The following is an 18,187-nucleotide window of genomic DNA, read 5'->3' as shown; positions in this document are numbered from 1 at the left end:
GGCCGGGCGGGTGCGGGCGGGGCTGGCGACCGCGCCGGGGGACGGGATGCAGGGGGACGCGCTGCTGGGCTCGGCGAAGGCGGCGGCCCTGGTGGCGGCGCCCGGCGAGACACGGGTCAGCGGACCTTCGATGTACCGGCTGGCGCTGGGTGAGCGTTCGGTGGTGGTGGCGGACGCGGCGCTGATGCGTCTGTTCGAATTGCTGCGCCGGCTGGCGGCGAGCCCCCTGCCGGTGCTCATCCACGGCGAGACGGGGGCGGGGAAGGAGAACGCGGCGTGGGCGGTGCATCACTGGTCGCCTCGTTCGGCGCAGCCCTTCGTGGCGCTCAACTGCGCGGCGCTGCCGGAGAGCCTGGTGGAAGGGGAGCTGTTCGGCCACGAGCGGGGCGCGTTCTCCGGCGCGGACCGGGCGCGCGCGGGCCTGCTGGAGCGGGCCAGTGGCGGGACGTTGTTCCTGGACGAGGTGGCGGAGCTGTCGCTGCCCATCCAGGCCAAGCTGCTGCGCGCGTTGGATCAGCAGGTGATTACCCGGCTGGGCGATTCGCGCGAGCGGCCCGTGGACCTGCGCGTGGTGGCGGCCACGCACCGGGTGCTGGCGGACGAGGTGAAGGCGGGGCGCTTCCGGCAGGACCTGTTCTTCCGCCTGTCCGCGGCGGTGGTGATGTTGCCGCCGTTGCGAGACAGGCCCCGCGAGCTGCCGTTGCTGGCCCGGGCGTTCCTGGAGGACGCCTGCGCGAGGGCAGGGCGTCCGCCGCTGCACCTGTCCGCCGCGACCATGGAGGTGCTGGGCGCGCACGCGTGGCCGGGCAACGTGCGCGAGTTGAAGAACACGGTGGAGTACGCGGTGGCCACGTCTCCGGGGCCCGTGGTGGAGCCATCGCACCTGCCGGAGTCCCTGCGGGCGCTGCCTCCCCCCGAGCCGGAGGCGGTGCGCGCGGAGGGGGGCGGCACGGAGGCGCCGAGGGTGTTCCAGAACCTGGCGGAGGAGCTGCGGACGCTGGAGCGGCAGCGGATGGTGGAGGCGCTGGAGGCGACGGGTGGGGTGCAGACGCGGGCGGCGCAGCTCATCGGGATGCCGCTGCGCACGTTCGCGTTCAAGCTGAAGCAGCACCGCATCACACCCTCACGAGGCCGGGTCGCGGCGGGTGAATGAGGAGCGAGCCGCTTCCAGCCTGGCAGCCGCCCGCGACGTTCGGGGAGTACCGCCTGTTGCAGCCGCTGGGACGGGGCGCGATGGGGGAGGTGTACCTCGCGCACGACACGGTGCTGGACCGGCTGGTGGCGGTGAAGTTCATCGCGGGCGTCGCGCCGGATGAAGTGCAGCGCGAGCGCTTCCGCACGGAGGCGCGGGCCATCGCGAGGGTGCAGCATCCGAACGTGGTGGGCATCCACCGCGTGGGCGAGGTGAAGGACCGGCCCTATCTCGTCTCGGAGTTCTTGAGAGGGGACAGCCTGGACCGGCTGGCCCGGCCGGTGCCCTGGACGCGGGTGCTGGAGATTGGCATCGGGCTGGCGAGGGGGCTCGCGGCGGCGCATCGGCAGGGGGTGCTGCACCGGGACCTCAAGCCCGCGAACGCGCTGCTGACCGAGGACGGTCAGGTGAAGCTGCTCGACTTCGGCGTGGCGAAGCTGCTCGACGTGGCGATGGCGCCCGTCGGGCCCGTGCGCCCACCGGAAGGAGCAGGTGCCCTGCTCGTGGAGGGCGCGGCGACGGTGGATCTGCCCGGCGTGGAGGATTCGCGACGGACCTCGACCGTCGATGTGCCGAGGCAGGGGGCCGCCACGGGCCGTCCAGGGACGGCTGCCTCGGATCCTGGCATCGCACTGCGGACCGCGACGTCGACGCCACTCCCGCCGGAGCGCCTCCTCGGTCCCGCGGATCTGCTGTCCACGGGCCGCATCGGGACACCGCTCTACATGGCTCCGGAGGTCTGGCGAGGAGAACCGGCCACGGTCCGCAGCGATCTCTTCTCGCTGGGCGTGCTCCTCTACGAGCTTTGCGGCGGTCCCACGCCCGGACCGCTCGCGGAGGCCCCCCGACGCCCCCGGAGCTTCGAGCCGCTGGACGTCGTGGTCCCCGGCGCCGATGCGACGTTCGCCGCCATCCTCGCCCGCTGCCTCGCGCATGATCCGTTCGCGCGCTTCGAATCCGCGGACGCCCTGCGCGAAGCCCTGGAGTCCATCACCTCGCGCGGCGTCATCCCGGCCCTCGCGCCCCCGCGTCCACGGTGGCTGCGCATCACCCGCGTGCTCGCGCTCCCCGGGCTCGCGGTGGCCATCCTCGCTGGCGGCGACTGGTGGGGCGAACGTTCCCGGCGCATCGACGCGGAGCAGGCCATGGCCTCCGCCGCCTCCATCCTCGACGAAGGCCGCGCCCTGGACACCCGCATCGAAGTCCTCCGCACGGAGGCCTTCACCGCGTTCGACACCGACCGCTCCTCCGAAGCGGAGGCCTCCTGGGCTCAGGCCCTGGAGCTGGGCGCGAAGCAGGCCCGCCGCTACGAGGACGCCAGCACCGTCCTCGAAGCCGCGCAGACACGCGTGGGCCGGGGCTCGAATCGCGCCCTGGATCAACGCGTCGCGGAGGTCCTCCTCCAGCGGATCCTCTTCGCGGAGCGCGACCGCGAATCCGGCGTCCAGACCACGCTGACCCAACGCCTGAACGAACTGGACCCGAGCGCCCGCACGAGCCGGAAGCTGACCGCCCCCGTCCGGATGGAGCTGGACAGCGAACCCCCTGGCGCCGTCATCCAGGTTGAATCCTTCGAGCCCCAGCCTGGCGGCCCGCCGCGCTGGTCCGAGCCCAGGGCCTTCGACAAGACACCCATGACCTCCGGCCTCACGCTGGGGCCCGGCTCGCACCGGCTGACCTTCACGCTCCCGGACCGGCCGCCCGTCCGCTACCCGGTCATGCTCACGCGCGGAGAGACCTTCCAGGCGAAGGTCCCCATCCCCGAACGCGTCCCGGACGGCTACGTCTACGTGCCCCCCGGCCGCTTCCTCTACGGCAGCGGCGACGACGAGACCATCCGCCGCACCGTCATCCGCACGCGCCCGATGCACCGGCTCACCACCGGCGCCTTCCTCATCGCGCGCCACGAAGTCACCTATGCGGACTGGCTCGCCTGGCTGCGCGAACTGCCCGCCTCCGAGCGCGCCGCGCGCAGGCCCCGGGGCACCAACTACTTCGGCACCATCGAGCTGCGCCCGGCCAACGACAGCACCTGGACCTTCCACCTGGAGCACGAAGGCGTCACGTACCAGGCGAGGGAAGGGGAGCCGCTGCGCTACCAGGACCGCACCCTGCGCGCCGAACAGGACTGGCGCCGCTTCCCCGTGTCCGGCATCTCCTGGGAGGACGCCCGCGCGTACTCCGCGTGGCTGGATGCCACCGGCCGGCTGCCCCGTGCACGCCTGTGCTCCGAACGCGAATGGGAACGCGCGGCCCGGGGCGCGGATGGACGCGACTACCCGCACGGCCCGGTGCTCGCGCCGGATGACGCCAACTTCGACGCCACCTACGGCCGCAAGCCGCGCGCCTTCGGGCCGGACGCGGTGGGTTCGCATCCCGCGTCGGACAGCCCCTTCGGCGTGGCCGACCTGTCCGGCAACGTGTGGGAATGGCTGGTGACGGACACGAACAGCACGCCTGCGTACGGCGGCGGTTCGTTCTACCAGGACGCGCTCACCGCCCGCGCCCTCAACCACGGCGACGGCGAACCGCGCACACGCTTCCCCTTCATCGGGATGCGCGTGTGCGCGTCCATGCCCTGACGCCATGACTCAGAGATCGCGCGCCGGCAGCTGTCCCACCGCCGGCAGGTAGCCCAGCTCCCGGACGAGGATGAACCCGGGCTGGGCCTGCGTGGACGTCGCGAAGACGCCCGGCGTCAGCAGGGACCGCCACAGCTTCAGCGGCCGGCGCTGACCCGCGCTGGTGACGTCCACGGAGCTGTACACGAAGCCTTCGATGCCCTGGTCTCCGTTGAGGGGCTGGAGGGCGAAGCCCGCGAGGCGTTCACACTGGTGATCGTCCGTGAGCAGGTAGCGCCCGTTGCTGTTCGCGCACCGGTACAGCGGCTTGATGAGGCTGCCCATGCGCGTCCGGATGTCGGCCGGCAGCTTCGAGGAGAGGATGGGCCCCTCCTTGCGCTGCGGCGTGAACGGCGTCACGTCCGCCGCTCCGTCCGCATCCAGGTCCAGGTGGACGCCGGTCACGCTGCTGCCGCCTTCGATGGTCGACTCATCCACCGTCACCGCGGTGGTCGTCACGTAGCTGTTGTTGGCGACGTCCTTGAACATCACCAGCGACCGGTCGATGAAGAGCGAATAGGACACGAGAAGCGTCGAGCTGGCATAGGCCGACAGGTTCATCGATTCGCAGGGCCGCGTCGCACGCGGAGCCAGGAGGAGCTTGCGGTTCACGCACGTGGCCTCCAGGGGCAGCGTGTCCCAGCGCTTCTTGCTCAGGCACAGCGGCCGCACACCACCGCAGTCATCCACCTTCCACACGGCCTCCAGGGAGTATCCCTCCAGGGCGACCGGCAGTTTTCCTCCGTCCAGTTGGATCGCGTCGTGCGGGCCCATGAACTTCAGCGGCGTCCCGTCCAGCGTGTTGCTCCGGCCCTCGCCGCAGTAGTCCGCCGTGGCCATGCGAGTGCACAGCTGGTGGTACTCCCGCGCGACGCCCTGCGAGGACGTCGCGTTCCAGGGCGGATAGCCCCAGTCGATGCACTTGGCGATGACGCCGCCGCCCACGAAGAACGGCTGGCTCGTGCCCTCGTCCTTCGGCGCGCAGGCGAAGGTGAAGTACTCGTAGTTGGGGATCAGCTCGCCGCCCGTGGACCACGCATGCGGCACCGCGAGCGCGAATCCGCTGCCCGTGGGGCACAGCGCCTGGGGCGCCGCGTCCTCCGTGGACGCCGTCACGCGGTACTCCCAGAACGCCTTGCCGTCAGCCACGTTCTGGTCCGTGCACGGGAAGGTGGGCGCCGTGATGCCGACGTGGCACCGGACCTGATCGATGGTGAGCTTCACCGAGCGCCCCTCGAAGGGCGCGCGGAAGGACGTGCCCACGAGGCCCACCCCCTCCAGGACCCGCACCGGCATCGGGGGATTGCCACCCGTACAGATCTGGACGCCGACCAGCCGCCCGCCAGACATCGCCGCCACGGGGGGCTCGCAAACCAGCCCGGTGGGAGGCGCGGAGACCTCGATGGAGTTCAACGGGATGTTCACGTTCTCGAAGCGCCCCGAGCCGTGCAGCTTCGTGCCCTGCGCGCTGTTCACCGGCGGCGGATCCGCCTCCGCGCCCAGGGCCGTCAGGAGCCCCACCGCCAGGCACCACCGCGTCAACGTCCTGCCGCTCGCCTTCATGTGTCCGTCTCCCACAGGCCTTTGAATCCGTGGGGCGCACCATCGCGTCCCCGCTGCATATGGAACGGACCGTGCGCGTGAAGTTGGCTACGGATTTCTGTTTTGTGCGGAGCGCGCAAACCTTGCCGTGCATGCAAGGTTTGCGGTGCCGCGCATGCGAGGAGCGTGTGCAAACCTTGCACGCTCCGAGCGCGGCGCGATGCGGCGGGCGATCCAGCTTCCGTGCCCGGTCGGCATCGCCCAAGATGCATTTCCTTTCGAATTTCCCCCGCATTTTTCCGCAAAGAGGAGGGGAGCATGGCCTTCCACCCCCGCGGCCTCGTGGCCGCGCTCGCGCTGTTCTCGCTGTCCGGTCCCGCCCTCGCGCAGGCCCCCGCCGCGCCGCCCAAGCCGCCCGCGAGTCCAGAGGATGAACGCGCCGCGTTCGTCCGGTCGCACTTCACGAAGTACGAGGTGCGCATCCCCATGCGCGACGGCGTGAAGCTCTTCACGACGTTCTACGTCCCCAACGACGCGAGCCCCCAGAAGCGCTACCCCGTGCTGATGATGCGCACGCCGTACTCGATCAACCCCTACGGCGCGGGCCGCTATCCCAGGACCCTGGGCCTGCCCGGCTTCGAGAAGGAGGGCTTCATCTTCGCCTTCCAGGACGTGCGCGGCCGGTTCATGTCCGAGGGCGAATTCGTCAACGTGCGCCCCCACCGCGACACCAAGAAGGGCAAGGAGGTGGACGAGAGCAGCGACACGTACGACACCATCGACTGGCTGGTGAAGCGCGTGCCCCACAACAACGGCAAGGTGGGCATGTGGGGCGTGTCCTATCCGGGCTTCTACACGTCCGCGGGCGCCATCGATTCGCACCCCGCGCTCAAGGCAGTGTCGCCGCAGGCGCCCATCGCGGACTGGTTCTGGGACGACATGCACCGGCATGGTGCCCTCAACCTGCAGCTGGCGTTCAGCTTCTTCTCCGTCTTCGGAAAGCCCCGCCCCGCGCCCACGGATGACGTGGAGTGGAAGCCCTTCGACTTCGGCACCCCGGACGCCTACCAGTTCTTCCTGGACCTGGGTCCGGTGGCCAACGCGGACGCGAAGCACTTCCACGGGGACGTGGCCTTCTGGAAGGACATCACCGCGCACCCCAACTACGACGCCTTCTGGCAGGCGAGGAACCTGCTGCCGCACCTGAGGAACATCAAGGCGGCGGTGCTGGTGGTGGGCGGCTGGTACGACACGGAGGACCTCTACGGGCCGCTGCGCACGTACGCCGCCATCGAGAAGCAGAACCCTGGCATCGCCAACACGCTGGTGATGGGCCCGTGGCCCCACGGTGGGTGGATGCGCGGAGAGGGCTCGTCGCTGGGAGACGCGGACTTCGGGTTCCCCACCAGCGCCACGTACCAGGACCTGGTGCTGGCCTTCTTCAAGCAGCACCTGAAGGGCGGCCCGGACGCGGCCGTGCCGGAGGCGCTCGTCTTCGAGGGTGGCGCCAACCGCTGGCGCCAACTGGACGCCTGGCCGCCCAAGGGCACCAAGGAGACGCGCCTGTACTTCCAGCCACAGGGCGCGCTGGCGTTCCAGGCCCCCAAGGCGGCGGCGCCGTCGTTCGACGAATACGTGAGCGACCCGGCGAAGCCCGTGCCGTACACGCAGGACCTGAGCCCCGGCTGGTCCAAGTCGTACATGACGGAGGATCAGCGCTTCGCCTCGCGCCGGCCGGACGTGCTCACGTACCAGACGGAGCCGCTGGAGAAGGACCTCACGCTCGCGGGCCCGCTGGAGGCGGAGTTGTGGGTTTCCACGACGGGCAGTGACGCGGACTGGGTGGTAAAGCTGGTGGACGTGAACCCCGGGAAGGTGCCCGGCTGGACGAAGGAGCAGGAACAGTCCGGCGAGCACAACCGGGGCGCGCAGCAGACGCTGGTGCGAGGGGAGCCGTTCCGCGGCCGCTTCCGCGACAGCTACTCCCAGCCCAAGCCCTTCACGCCCAACGAGGTGACGAAGGTGCGCTTCGTCATCAACGACGTGTTCCACACCTTCCAGCGCGGCCACCGGCTGATGGTGCAGGTGCAGTCGAGCTGGTTCCCGTTCATCGACCGCAACCCGCAGACCTACGTGTCCAGCATCTACGAGGCGAAGCCCACTGACTTCGTGCGTGCGATGCACCGGCTGCACCACACGGCCGCCCAGCCCAGTGCGTTGAAGGTGAACGTCCTGCCCGCATTGGACGAGTAGATCCCCGGTCCACTCGCGCGCGGTCTGCTAGGCTGCGCGCGCGTCACCACGCGGGTGGCCCTTCGCCGGGCCGCGCGCCACGACACGCCATGACGGGAGGGACATGACCGGTCACGACCGGCCCGACGCCGGGCGGGTGTTGCTCGACGGAAAGTTGGGGGAGGGGGGCGGCCACGTCCTCCGCTCCGCGCTGTCCCTGTCGCTCATCACCGGCCGTCCCTTCCATCTCAGCGGGCTGCGCGGGCACCGCGACCCGCCGGGGCTGCGTCCCCATCACCTGGCCTACGTGCGCGGCGCGGAGGCGCTGAGCGGCGGCACCAGCGAGGGCGCCTCCGTGGGCTCCACGGAGCTGCGCTTCACGCCCGGCCCGGTGCGCGCGGGGGACTACCTGCTGGAGGCCGGCGCGTCCGGCAGCACGCCCCGGCTCTTCCAGTGTCTGGTGTACCCGCTGGCGCTCGCGGGCGGCGGACGGCTCACGCTGCGAGGCGCCACGCACCTGAGGGGCGGGCCCAGCTTCCACGAGCTCGTCGGCGCGTGGCAGTCGGTGGCGCGCGCATACGGGCTGCCCGTTCAGCTGTCGCTCACCCACGCGGGCTTCCTTCCGGAGGGCGCGGGCGAGTTCACCGCGGAGGTGGGCGCCCCGGCCGAACCGCCCGTGCGCGTGGACCTGCCCGCGCGCGGCGTGCTGCGGGAGGTGCGGGTGATGTCCGTCGTGGGCGGGCTGCCCTTCGCGGTGGCGGAGCGTCAGTCCCGCGCCGCGGTGGCCGCGCTGCGCGAGCGGGGCATCCTGGCGGAGGCGGACAACCGGCCGCTGGCGGTGACGCGCTCACAGGGCTCCGCGACGCTCGTGCTGGCGCAGTTCGAGCACACCGTGGCGGGCTTCACGTCGCTGGGCGAGCGGGGCCTGGACGCCGAAGGGGTGGGGCGCGAGGCGGCGGAGGCGCTGACCCGCTTCATGGAGACGGGCGGCGCGCTCGACGAACACCTGGCGGAACAGCTGCTGTTGCCGGCGGCGCTCCTGGCGTCAGGGAGGCTGGGGGCCGTGACGCCGGGCACCACGCGTTTCACCGCCGCTCGCATCACCGACGAGCTGACGGTCCAGGCGGAGGTGCTGCGGCGCTTCCTGCCGGTGCACCTTCAGGTGGATCCGGGCGGAAGCGTGGAGGTCCGCCCGGGGTGAGGGGGAAGGGCGAGGCGCTTAAGCCTCGTCCTCGGTGGCGTTGCCGCGGGCGCCGAAGGTGTTGGTGTCCGACATGTCCCTGACGGTGCCGCGGTAGGCGCGGATGGCGAAGGGCGCGGCGACGAGGAAGACGATGCCCACGAGGCCAATGGCCATCCAGGGGATGGGCGTCTCCTTGATCTGCACGTCCTTGCCGTAACCGTTGAGGTTGTTGCCCATGGCGCGCGCCTTGGCGGCGTCCTTCTCTTCCTGGGTCAACTCCTTGCGGTTCTGGAACTCCTGAGGCTGCCGGCGCTGGGGCTGCGCCAGGACAGCGCCGCCCCAGACAAGGGCGAGGACGAGGACAAGCCGGGGGAGGGAGGGGGAGGGCATGGGCCTTCAGCCTAACAGAGCCTCCCGGCGCGGGTGAACAGGGGTTGCTTCGCCCGGCGCGGGGCGTTACGCGCGGCGCATGCTCCGCCTTCCCTTCCTCCTCCTGGCGAACCTCCTCCTGGGGCTGCGACTCCTCCTGGGCCTGCCCTTTCGTCTGATGGCGGCGCGCAAAAGACCCACGTGGATCCGCTTCCGGCTCGCGGGCGAGCTCCCGTACCGCCCGCGCCCCGTGCAACGATTTCGTTTCGGCGGCGCCACGGTGGAGCCCGCCACGGTGACGTCACTGGAAGCGTTGGGCCGTGCACTCAAGGTGCTGGCCGCTGACCCGAAGGTGGAGGGCATCCTCCTGGAGCTGGAGGGCCTGGGCATCCCGGACGCCAAGCGCGAGGCCCTCCGCACCCTGCTGTCGGACTTCCAGGCCGCCGGCAAGCGGGTGGTGTCCTGGGCGGTGATGGTGGACACGGACGCCTACCCCGTGCTGGGCGCGGCGGACGAGGTGCTGCTCGCCCCCATGGGCCGGGTGGAGCTGGTGGGCTACGCCGCCGAGGCCACGGTGCTGGGCGAGGCCTTCGGACGAGTGGGCATCCACGCGCACTTCGCGCGGCGCGGCGACTACAAGACGGCGCCGGAGCTCTTCACGGACGGCAAGGTGTCCGACATCCAGCGCCAGACGTTGGAGTCCTTCCTGGATGAGCGCTACGCCGTGCTGGTGGAGGCCATCTCCAGCGACCGGGGCAAGACGCCGGAGGAGGCGCGGGCGCTCATCGATTCAGGGCCCTACAGCGCGAAGCGGGCGCTGGAGGCGGGGCTGGTGGATGGGCTGGTCCACGAGGCGGACCTGGGCGCGCACCTGGGCCTGGAGGCGAAGAAGGACGAGGAGCCCCCGGTGCCCACGTATGACGCGTACCTGGCGACGCTCGCGTTCCCGCCGGTGAAGTGGCGCCGGCTGCGCCGCAAGCCCCGGCTGGCGGTGGTGGACGTGGCGGGCATCATCATCCCGGGCAGCGGCGGCGCGGGCCGGTTCGCGGCGGCGGACTCGGTGGTGAAGGCGCTGCGGAAGGCGGGGAGGGATCCGCGCGCGAAGGCGGTGGTGCTGGCTGTGGGGAGCCCCGGCGGATCAGCGCTCGCGTCCGAGCAGATATTGGAAGCGGTGAAGCGCGTGGCGAAGCAGAAGCCCGTCATCGCGTACGTGGATCAGATCTGCGCGAGCGGCGGCTACATGGCGGCCATCGGCGCGAAGGAGATCTGGTCCGCGCCCCATGCCGTCGTGGGCTCCATCGGCATCTTCGTGGGCAAGTTCGAGTACGGCGAGCTGCTGGAGAAGCTGGGCATCCACCGCACCACGCTGGCGCGGGGCGAGAACGCGGCCTTCTTCTCCTCGTCGCGGGGCTTCACGCCGCACGAGCGCGCCGCATTGGAGCGAGAGGTGGAGGAGGGCTACCAGTCCTTCCTGGAGCTGGTGGCCCAGGCACGCGGCCGGACGAAGGAGGAGATCCACCAGCGCGCGGAGGGGCGCGTCTACTCGGGGCTGCGCGCGAAGGAGGCGGGGCTGGTGGACCGCATCGGAGGCTTCGAGGAGGTCTGCCGCCACGCGCTGGACGAGGCGCGCGTCCCGTCGGACGACTTCGAGCTGGTGCGCTACGGTGACGCTCGCGCGAGGCTGTCGCTGCTCAATCTGCTGATGGGCGCGACGCACCCGGCCACGTATGCGTTCTGCTCCACGGCTTGGAGCCTCCAGCGCCGACGGTGAGTTCGCGGTTCACGGGACAGCCGTTGCGGATCTCGGGCGAACGCTCCTCGTCCGAAAACCGCACATTGCTGTTCATGAAAACGAACCCGTACGAAGCACTCCCCGCGGTCCCGTCGTTCCACGTCACGAGCACGGATATCCAGGACGGACAACCGCTGCACACGGACCACCGCGGCGCGCAGTCCGAGACGGGCGGCAAGGACATCTCGCCGCAGCTGACCTGGTCTGGATTCCCGGCCGCGACCCAGAGCTTCGCGGTCACCGTCTTCGATCCCGACGCGCCCACGCCGAGCGGCTTCTGGCACTGGGCCGTGTTCAACATCCCGGCGAGCGTCAGCGCATTGCCGCGCAACGCGGGGAGCGCCGAGGGAAGGCTCCTCCCGTCGGGCGCGGTGCAGCTCCCCAATGATGCTCGCCTGGCCCAATACCTCGGCGCAGCGCCGCCGCGAGGACACGGACCACACCGCTACTTCGTCGTCGTGCACGCACTCGATGTGGAGGCGCTTCCCATCCCCGCGGAGGCCACGCCCGCGTACCTCTCCTTCGTGCTCTTGGGTCACACCCTGGCGCGCGCTACGCTCGTCCCGACCTCCGTCACGCCCTGAATCATGCGCAGGCCCTCGCCCATTGAACGCACCGCCAGGCTCCTGGACACGACGGCGGCGATGTACCTCAAGATCCGTCAACGCGAGGCCGACCCCGTCTACGCGGGGGTGGAGTGGCTCTCGGCGGGCTTGATGTACATCCAGCGGGGCGAGAAGGTGCTGCGCCAGGGCGATGAGCCGGTTCACGTCCGGGCCGGTGAGTTCGTGTGGATCTCACCGGGCACTCGCCTCGAAGTGCGCAACGTTCCGGACGAAGGAGGGGAGTACCAGGCCGAGGGCATGCTCATCGCCCCGGAGCTCCTCCTTCAGGCGGAGCCGAAGGCGACACCGGGCTCCGCGCGTGTCCAGCGGCTGCGAGCCGACGAGGTTCCCCGGCTCGTCGACGCGCACCACCGATGCATCGAGGCGCTCACGGGGAAGTTCCCGGAAGGCGTCATGCGTGCACGCGTCCTCGAGCTCATCGCCTGGCTCCGGGATCTCCACATCGACGTGAGCACGTCATCGAGCGCGCGCCTCGGCATGAAGCGCCTCGTGTCCCGAGATCCCTCGCGGGCGTGGACCCTCACGGAGGTCGCCAGGAAACTCGCCATGAGCGAGGACACGCTCCACCGGAGACTGACGGGCGAAGCGACGACGTTCAGCAAGCTCCTGACGGAGGTCCGGATGGACCACGCCGTCTCGCTGCTCTGGACGACCGACCTGCCGGTGGGACACGTCGCCATCGAGGCGGGGTACACCTCGGCCTCTCGGTTCGCGACCCGCTTCCACGAGCGCTTCGGCGTGCTGCCCTCGAAGCTCCGCGCGAAGCGCCCCCAGGGGCGTTGAGTCGCGCCCTTTCACTGGGAGAGTCGGACCTTTAGCATGCGCGGCATGGCCCGCTCCTGCCCGGTCTGCCCCAGCCAGCCCATGAACGTCGTCCATGCCTCCGACGTGGAGGTGGACGTCTGTCCGCGCTGCCACGGTCTGTACTTCGACCGGGGGGAGCTGGAGCGCTTTCCGGACCGGCCTTCGCTCAAGCCGCTGCTGACCGCGGCGAGGCAGGCCGCATCGCGCTGCCGCACCGGCGGGCACCTCGTCCCGCGCGCCATGGCCGTCTGTGCCACCTGCTCCGGCGCACCCCTGGGCTGTCCCGGCTGCGGCGCGCGGCTGGCGATGGTCAACGCGCGCGTGTGCAACGTGGACCTGTGCACGCACTGCGGCGGCACCTGGCTGGACGCGGGCAAGTTCGAGGCCCTGGAGAAGGCCGAGGTGACGGCCCCCAAGCCCACGCCCGCGACGTCCAGGGGCTGGGAGGTCGCCGCGGCGACGGATGGGGGCGCGGACCCATGGAAGGGTCCAGGCTCCACGGCCGCGCTGCCGCCGTCGGACTCGCCCACGGGCGGACTGGGCGTGCTCTCCCCGCTGGCCTGCGTCCATTGCGGCATCCAGGTCTCCGTGCCCCAGGCGTACGCGTTCAACGGCGACCTCTACTGCCGCGAGCACCGCCCGAAGGGCGCCGTGTCGGGCAACAGCCTTCCCAGGGACCGGGACCCGTCCAACTACCCGAACCTGGAAGCCGCGTCGGACGGCGTCGACCTGGCGGACATCGTCGTCTGGCTATTCCGGCTGCTGCGCCGCTGACCGTTCGTCCGCGGGAGCACCAACGGGGCGGACGTCCGGGCATTGCCGGCCCCGGAGCCGGCGTCTACCCTGCCGCGCCAGTGATGACCCGTCTTGCCCCCTTGAGCCTCCTGTTGCTGGGCACCGCCTGTGCCACCATGTCCCGTGAACCGGCCTCGGTCGCGGAGGCGTACGCCAAGGCACTGGAGGAGAACCGGCTGTCGGACGCCTACCGCCTGACGACCGGCACCCCGGAGGGCGAGGGGGCCTTCCTGGACGAGTACTCCGTCGAGGCCGCCCGGAAGGAGCGCGCCGCCGCCGTCCGGGCAGGCTCGGGCGTGCTGGAGGCCCGGGCCCCGTCCGTCACGCTGGCCCGCCAGGGAGAGGACTGGCGCGTGGTGGAGTCCCGCCCCGCGGACGTGCCCCGCGCGGCGCTGAAGAAGTTCCTGGACCAGGTGGAGTCCCGCGACTGGAAGGGCGCGTGGGGCCTGCTCGCCTCGCCGCTGAGGGCCCGCTATACGCCGGAGCGCCTGAAAGAGGACTTCGAGCGCGAGCCCCTGGCCCGGGAGCGCCTGCGCCGAGCCCGGCTGGCCCTCAACACCCACGTGCGCGTGGCGGCGGGTGAAGCGCTGTTCCCCCTGGGGGGCGAGCGCGCGGTGCGGCTGGTGCTGGAGGATGGCGAGTACCGGGTGGCAGCCATCGAATGAGGGCCAGAAGCCGGGCGCGATCCAGTGCTGGAGGAAGGCCGGGCGGCCTCCGGACATGTGCGTTAAACGACGTTGACAGCCCCCGGAGTGCTGGCAATCTCCGCCCCCCTTCGAGCGTGCAAGCGCCCGTTTTCAAAAGGTTTCAGGTGTTCCGATGAGCGTGTCCCAGGCCGATGTGATGACGGCCATGTCGAAGGTGATCGACCCCGAGCTGCACGTCGACCTGGTGAAGGCCGGCATGGTGAAGGACGTGCGCGTCACCGGCGACACGGTGAAGTTGAAGATCGAGCTGACCACGCCCGCGTGTCCCATGAAGGGGAAGATCCAGGCGGACGCGGAGGCGGCGCTCAAGGCGGTTCCGGGCCTGAAGTCCTTCGACATCGAGTGGGGCGCCCAGGTGCGCGGCGTCGCCGGGGGCTCCGGCGGCGGGGCGCTGCTGCCGGGCGTGAAGAACATCCTGCTCGTGGGCGCCGGCAAGGGCGGCGTGGGCAAGAGCACGGTGGCGGTGAACCTGGCCACGTCGCTCGCGCAGCACGGCGCCAAGGTGGGCCTGCTGGACGCGGACTTCTACGGCCCCTCCGTGCCGCTGATGACGGGCACCGCGGACAAGCGCCCGGTGAGCCCCAACGGCAAGACGCTGGATCCGCTGGTCGCCCACGGCATGAAGATCATGTCCATCGGCTTCCTGGTGGAGGCGGATCAGGCGCTCATCTGGCGCGGCCCCATGCTCCACGGCGCCCTCATGCAGCTGGTGCGCGACGTGAACTGGGGGGAGCTGGACTACCTCATCCTGGACCTGCCCCCGGGCACGGGCGACGTGGCGCTGACGTTGTCCCAGTCCGTGCGGGCCGCGGGCGCGGTGCTGGTGACGACGCCGCAGGACGTGGCGCTGGCGGACGTGGTGCGCGCCAAGCAGATGTTCGACAAGGTCCACATCCCCGTGCTGGGCATCGTGGAGAACATGAGCCAGTTCATCTGCCCGCACTGCAACAAGAGCACGCCCATCTTCAACCACGGCGGCGGGCGCAAGGCGGCGGAGATGTTCGGCATCCCATTCCTCGGGGAGATCCCGCTCGACCTCAAGGTGCGTGAGGCGGGAGACTCCGGCGTGCCGGTGGTGGTGGGGCACAAGGACAGCCCGGAGGCGAAGGCCTTCCAGGACGTCGCTCGCGCGATCGCGGGCCGCGTGTCCGCGCAGTCCATGAAGAGCGTGCCCCTGCCGGTGATGCAGGCCCGGTAGGGCTCAACCGAAGTGTAAGGAGACCGCATGGCCCCGGCCGGCAACGACGACCTCCCGCCTGATCCGCTGTTCGATGACGACTCGGAGCAGCAGCCCGGACGGGAGAACCGCTCGGGCGGCTTCGTGCCGGACTTCGTGCGGCGCATGGCGGTGGCCGGCATGGGCGCGGTCTTCATGGGCGAGGAGGGCATCCGGGCCCTCGCCGGCCAGCTCAAGCTGCCCAAGGAGGCGCTGGGCTTCCTCCTGTCCCAGGCGGAGAAGACCAAGGACGACATCAGCCGCGTCGTCACGGAGGAGCTGCGCCGCTTCATGCAGTCGGAGAAGCTGCGTGACGAGTTCCTCAAGCTGCTCTCCGGCATGACGGTGGAGGTCAAGGCGCAGATCCGCCTGGTGCCGTCGGAGAAGGCGGAAGAGGCGCCCGCGCCGGAGCATCCCCCCAAGGCCAGCAAGAAGGCCGCGGAGGCGCCCACCGCGCGCGTGGTCATCACGGACGTGAACGCGCGCCGGCCGGCCTCCAAGCGCTCGAAGCGGGAGTAAGGACGTGGCGGAGGAAGTCACCGCATCGCCCGCGCCGGAAGCCCCAGCGCCTCCCGCTCCGGAGAAGCCGCGGCCTGGCTGGCGCACGCACCCGCTGCCCAAACGGCTGGCGCTCATCGCCATCGTGGCGGTGGGGCTGTGGCTGTGGAAGGCCACGGACCTGCCGGAGCGTCAGCTCATCTTCCAGTTTACCGGCGACGGCTGGAGCAGCGTGCGCGCCGTGGACCTCCAGGTGGTGGACGACGAGGAGCACATCCTCAAGCGCGAGGAGCTGTTCTTCGCGAACGGCCCGCCCCCGGAGGTGACGTTCAAGATGCGCCTGCCGGAGGGCACCGTCCGCGCGCTCCTGTTCGTGAAGGTGGAGGGGCGCGAGCCGCGCGTGCGCCTGGAGGAGCGGCTCACGGTGGGCGAGGGTGAGGCCATCGTCCGCCAGCTGCGATTGCCCGCCGCCAGTCGTTGACCGGCGTTGACCCTCCTGGGGGCGTGCGTTATGGCCGCCGGCACAGGAGAGAAGACGCCATGGCAACGGAACACATCGTCGTCGTCGGTGCAGGGCAGATGGGCGCGGGCATCGCGCAGGTGGCGCTCCAGGCGGGCCTGCGCGTGTCGCTGGTGGACGTCAACAAGGACGGACTCGCCAAGGGCGCGGACCGCATCAAGGCCGGCCTGAAGAAGCTGGTGGAGAAGGGCAAGCTGGATGCGGCGAAGCAGCAGGCCGCGGAAGCCAACCTGGCCACCTTCACCAACGCGCGCGACGCGAAGGACGTGGACGTCGCCATCGAGGCCGTCACGGAGAACGAGGACCTCAAGCGCCGCATCTTCCTGGAGCTGGACGAAGTGGTGCGCCCGGGAGGCATCCTCGCCACCAACACCTCCTCCATCCCCATCACCCGCATCGCCGCGGCCACGAAGCGCCCCGAGTCCGTCATCGGGATGCACTTCATGAACCCGGTGCCGGTGATGCAGCTGGTGGAGCTGATCCGCGGCGCCGCCACCAGTGACGAGACCTACGCCACCATCCGCACGATGGCCGAGCGCATGGGCAAGACGACGGTGGTCTCCAAGGACTACCCGGGCTTCATCGTCAACCGCATCCTCATCCCCATGCTCAACGAGGCCTGCTTCGCGCTGATGGAGGGCCTGGGCACCGCGGAGGACATCGACACCGCGATGAAGCTGGGCACCAACCAGCCCATGGGCCCGCTGCAGCTGGCGGACTTCATCGGCCTGGACACGGTGCTCTACATCGCCGAGGTCCTGCACAAGGGCCTGGGTGACTCCAAGTACCGCCCGTGCCCGCTGCTGCGTCAGTACGTGGACGCCGGCTGGTACGGCAAGAAGTCCGGCCGCGGCTTCTACAAGTACTAGCCCTCTTCAGGAGCCACACGCACATGGACTACCAGAACATCAAGTTCGAGAAGGACGGCGCGCTCGCCATCCTCACCGTGGACCGGCCCAAGGCGCTCAACGCGCTCAACAGCGCCACGTTCCACGAGATGGACCACGCGCTGCGCTCGCTGAAGGAGGACACGCGCGCGCTCATCGTCACCGGCGGCGGGGACAAGTCCTTCGTCGCGGGCGCGGACATCGCGGAGATGTCCACCATCAGCGCCGCGCAGGCCCGTGAGTTCTCCGCGCTGGGGCACCACGTCTTCGCGTCCCTGGAGAACCTGTCCATCCCCACCATCGCGGCCGTGAACGGCTTCGCGCTGGGCGGAGGACTGGAGCTGGCCCTGGGCTGCGACCTCATCTACGCGTCGGAGAAGGCCAGGCTGGGCGTGCCCGAAGTCACCCTGGGCGTCATCCCGGGCTTCGGCGGCACGCAGCGCCTCACGCGCCTGCTGGGACGTGCCCGCGCGAAGGAGCTGCTCTTCACCGCGGACCGCATCGACGCGGCGAAGGCGAAGGAGATCGGCCTGGTCCTGGAGGTGCTGCCCGCGGACAAGCTGATGGAGCACTGCAAGGCGGTGGCCGCGAAGATCCTCAAGAACGGCCCGCTCGCGGTGGCCCAGGCCAAGCGCGTGGTGGAGTACGGCGCGGATCAGGACCTGCGCGCCGCCAATGAGCTGGAGCGCCAGGGCTTCGCGGTCCTCTTCGGTTCGGAGGATCAGCGCGAGGGCATGGCCGCGTTCCTGGCCAAGCGTCCGGCCAACTTCCAGGGCAAGTGACGTGAAGCACGCGGTCGCGGCCGGGAGCCTGATGTGCTTCCTGGCCGCGCCGCCGGCCCGGGCGGAGGAGGTCTCCGAGCAGGAGCCCCACGCCCCGGCCCTGGTGTCCTGGAAGCGCACGCTGTGTCTCTACACGTTGTGCTTCCTGGAGCCCGCCATCCCGGACCTGCGCCGCGAGTGGGGCGATGGCGCCCACTGGGTGCTGTCCTGGCCCATCCACCCGTGGGCCACGCCTCCGTTGGACGTACCCGGTGTGTTGGGTCCCACGCTCATCCTGTCGCCCTTCGTGGAGCCCCAACTGAGGCTGCGGCCGTCCACCTTCCGCATGCTCGCCGGGGCTCGCGTGTATGCCTTCCCGGACGCGTACCGCTTCGGCGTGCTGGCCGAGGGGGCGGGCGTGTGGGGCGGAGACGGGAAGGGC

17 protein-coding genes are annotated in these 18,187 nt (G+C 70.7%); 15 read left to right on the top strand and 2 right to left on the bottom strand.

Annotated elements, in window-relative coordinates:
* The coding region (locus tag D7X99_RS38480) for a sigma-54-dependent Fis family transcriptional regulator (protein WP_147476390.1) at window positions 1-1,153 on the top strand (1,153 nt) is incomplete at its 5' end.
* Window positions 1,150-3,774, top strand: a complete 2,625-nt coding sequence (locus D7X99_RS38475; RefSeq protein ID WP_121782098.1) for a bifunctional serine/threonine-protein kinase/formylglycine-generating enzyme family protein — start codon at window positions 1,150-1,152, stop codon at window positions 3,772-3,774. The genes D7X99_RS38480 and D7X99_RS38475, both read left to right, overlap by 4 nt.
* Before the next feature lie 9 nt (window positions 3,775-3,783).
* Here D7X99_RS38475 and D7X99_RS38470 read toward each other — a convergent pair whose 3' ends face one another.
* Window positions 3,784-5,376 carry an ADYC domain-containing protein gene (locus D7X99_RS38470; RefSeq protein ID WP_147476389.1) on the bottom strand — a complete coding sequence of 531 codons (1,593 nt, stop codon included), beginning with the start codon at window positions 5,374-5,376 and terminating at the stop codon, window positions 3,784-3,786.
* Between the two features lie 297 nt (window positions 5,377-5,673).
* Between D7X99_RS38470 and D7X99_RS38465 the strand changes: the two genes are divergently transcribed.
* The gene (locus tag D7X99_RS38465; protein WP_121782096.1) at window positions 5,674-7,608 is read left to right on the top strand and encodes a CocE/NonD family hydrolase; all 1,935 of its coding nucleotides are present in this window, start codon (window positions 5,674-5,676) and stop codon (window positions 7,606-7,608) included.
* A gap of 103 nt (window positions 7,609-7,711) precedes the next feature.
* Window positions 7,712-8,788 (top strand): RNA 3'-terminal phosphate cyclase, encoded by a 1,077-nt coding sequence (locus D7X99_RS38460; RefSeq protein ID WP_121782095.1) that lies wholly within the window; start codon window positions 7,712-7,714, stop codon window positions 8,786-8,788.
* 18 nt (window positions 8,789-8,806) lie between these two features.
* Here the strand turns inward: D7X99_RS38460 and D7X99_RS38455 are convergent, their stop codons facing one another.
* Complete coding sequence (locus tag D7X99_RS38455; RefSeq protein WP_121753395.1) at window positions 8,807-9,160, bottom strand: hypothetical protein; 354 nt, start codon at window positions 9,158-9,160, stop codon at window positions 8,807-8,809.
* 79 nt (window positions 9,161-9,239) lie between these two features.
* Here D7X99_RS38455 and sppA point away from each other — a divergent pair, with 79 nt between their 5' ends.
* From sppA to D7X99_RS38400, 11 genes are all read left to right on the top strand, one after another.
* A complete protein-coding gene (sppA, locus tag D7X99_RS38450; RefSeq protein WP_121782094.1) occupies window positions 9,240-10,910 on the top strand; it encodes a signal peptide peptidase SppA in 1,671 nt (556 codons plus the stop codon).
* Window positions 10,911-10,984: 74 nt separating this feature from the next.
* Window positions 10,985-11,515, top strand: a complete 531-nt coding sequence (locus D7X99_RS38445; protein ID WP_121782100.1) for a YbhB/YbcL family Raf kinase inhibitor-like protein — start codon at window positions 10,985-10,987, stop codon at window positions 11,513-11,515.
* Window positions 11,516-11,518: 3 nt separating this feature from the next.
* A complete protein-coding gene (locus D7X99_RS38440; RefSeq protein ID WP_121782093.1) occupies window positions 11,519-12,340 on the top strand; it encodes an AraC family transcriptional regulator in 822 nt (273 codons plus the stop codon).
* A 45-nt stretch (window positions 12,341-12,385) separates the two neighbouring features.
* On the top strand, window positions 12,386-13,135 hold the full coding sequence (locus D7X99_RS38435) for a zf-TFIIB domain-containing protein (protein WP_158627141.1): 750 nt from the start codon (window positions 12,386-12,388) through the stop codon (window positions 13,133-13,135).
* Window positions 13,136-13,218: 83 nt separating this feature from the next.
* Window positions 13,219-13,821, top strand: coding sequence for a hypothetical protein (locus D7X99_RS38430; RefSeq protein ID WP_120579927.1), 603 nt, complete (start codon window positions 13,219-13,221; stop codon window positions 13,819-13,821).
* Between the two features lie 154 nt (window positions 13,822-13,975).
* Complete coding sequence (gene apbC, locus D7X99_RS38425; RefSeq protein WP_120579926.1) at window positions 13,976-15,061, top strand: iron-sulfur cluster carrier protein ApbC; 1,086 nt, start codon at window positions 13,976-13,978, stop codon at window positions 15,059-15,061.
* A 27-nt stretch (window positions 15,062-15,088) separates the two neighbouring features.
* A complete protein-coding gene (locus D7X99_RS38420) occupies window positions 15,089-15,598 on the top strand; it encodes a hypothetical protein (RefSeq protein ID WP_120579925.1) in 510 nt (169 codons plus the stop codon).
* Between the two features lie 4 nt (window positions 15,599-15,602).
* Complete coding sequence (locus D7X99_RS38415; RefSeq protein ID WP_169827851.1) at window positions 15,603-16,058, top strand: hypothetical protein; 456 nt, start codon at window positions 15,603-15,605, stop codon at window positions 16,056-16,058.
* Window positions 16,059-16,117: 59 nt separating this feature from the next.
* Window positions 16,118-16,966 carry a 3-hydroxyacyl-CoA dehydrogenase family protein gene (locus D7X99_RS38410; RefSeq protein ID WP_120599809.1) on the top strand — a complete coding sequence of 283 codons (849 nt, stop codon included), beginning with the start codon at window positions 16,118-16,120 and terminating at the stop codon, window positions 16,964-16,966.
* Between the two features lie 23 nt (window positions 16,967-16,989).
* Window positions 16,990-17,766 (top strand): enoyl-CoA hydratase-related protein, encoded by a 777-nt coding sequence (locus D7X99_RS38405; RefSeq protein WP_121753389.1) that lies wholly within the window; start codon window positions 16,990-16,992, stop codon window positions 17,764-17,766.
* Window position 17,767: 1 nt separating this feature from the next.
* A partial coding sequence (locus D7X99_RS38400) for a hypothetical protein (protein WP_121782099.1) occupies window positions 17,768-18,187 on the top strand: 420 nt, incomplete at its 3' end.

Origin of the sequence: Corallococcus sp. AB032C, assembly GCF_003668935.1 — a bacterium.
In the GTDB taxonomy this organism is placed as follows: domain Bacteria; phylum Myxococcota; class Myxococcia; order Myxococcales; family Myxococcaceae; genus Corallococcus; species Corallococcus exiguus.
Note: the sequence above shows the minus strand (reverse complement) of the source record. Positions and strands in the feature narration are given on the sequence as shown.